Here is a 1,629-nt window from a genome sequence, read left to right on the forward strand (position 1 = left end):
TTGCGACTCCCTTATGTTAACATTTTCATATTTCAATGTCAACCAAGTTTTTTTATTTCTTTTGTCGCTTTCTGCGTTGTTGCTATCGGCGACTTTTCCTATATTACACCTCTATAAGCTAATCGTCAACACCTTTTATTCAATTAATAATAAAAATAATTCCAAAGGTATTTTCTATATTAATTTCAGTCATTCAATTTCTCCATTTCAATGAAAATAATAAACAAGGACATCCCATTACATACAAGACGCCCTTTTGATTACACATTATATACATGCACTCTTTAAACTCTTGAAACTCTTGAACTCCCCCTTTCTATTTAAACTATCGTCCTACTGATTCCTTGAGGTGGGAGTTTTCTGTCGGGAATTGATAAATAGATCAATTAATTTACTTTTATCCGCCCATACCACTCCAAATAAGACTAAGCCGCCGCCTATTACTATTCTCCACGTTAAAGATTCATTTAATAGAACAATTGAAGCAACAATACTTATTAGCGGTAATGCATTTAAATATAATCCACTTACTGATGCTGAAACTCTCTCTAGTGCTTTATTCCAAAACCAATATGCTAAAATTGTTGCTCCAATAACAAGATACATTACACTAAGTCCAGTCTTCCAGGTTTCAATCTTTGGGAAACCGTAATAAAAAGTTTCTACCATTGCAAATGGTAATAAAATAACCGATCCAATAATTAAAGTTAATGTTGTAAAAACCTTGTTTGATAGATACCGTTCCTGTTTCGGTTGTTTTAACAATACTGTATAAAAAGCAAATAAGAAGGTGCTTAATAAAATAAGGATATCTCCTATTAAAGATACCTCTTGATCAGCATTGTTAGATGAAATTGTTATAAGAAGTACCCCTATAGCCCCCAATATAATACCAATCCAATAATTCGGCTGAATTTTCTCTTTCAAAAAGAAAGCTGAAAAAAGAATTGTAACTAACGGCAATGCAGCATCAATGATACTAACATGTAATCCACTTGTTAAAGAAATCCCGTAGGATGTGAACATAAAATACCCAGCTACACCAGTAAAAGATAGCAAACTCATTCTTCTCCATGGAATATGTTTATGTACGATTGCTTTTTGAAGTTGGCCATATGAAAAAAGCATACAAATCCCCCCTGCGAGGAAAAGACGAATAAATAACAAAGTAAATGGTTGAATAGATTCTAATGCCCATTTCGTTGGCGCAATTGCCGTCCCCCATAATATAACAGCCACTAATAACATCCATATTTCTTTCATAATCCCCCACACCCATCAAAAAGTATATGTTAACTACCTTAATTATAGATTTTTTCTTAAGTAAAATCCTTTAAAACCACAAAAAGGTTATGCGAAAAATAGCCATCCAGCCATTTTTCGCATAACCTTTTCATATTAAATCAAAAACATCATTGTTCATTCGACAACTAAATCAACATAAAAAGGTAATCCTTACCTTCAATTTATATTTAAACGTATTACTTTATAACCTTCTTATCACTTTAATATCCAAATTTTATTTTATACCGTTTCTATTTCATTCTTTTTTCGTCTTTAGGATTATTAAATTTACAGATTCTAACCTTCGGTAAATAAAAATAAACACAAAAAAACCTAAGTCGAAAC

Annotated in this window: 1 protein-coding gene; it reads right to left on the minus strand. The window is 31.7% G+C overall.

The annotated features are described in order from the left end of the window. Window positions 1–333 precede the first annotated feature (333 nt). Window positions 334–1,263: a DMT family transporter gene (locus tag ABH955_RS29085; protein ID WP_404449981.1), complete on the minus strand. Its 930-nt coding sequence runs from the start codon at window positions 1,261–1,263 to the stop codon at window positions 334–336. Window positions 1,264–1,629 lie beyond the last annotated feature (366 nt).

Source organism: Bacillus sp. RC240 (assembly GCF_044907945.1).
Lineage (GTDB): Bacteria > Bacillota > Bacilli > Bacillales > Bacillaceae_G > Bacillus_A > Bacillus_A mycoides.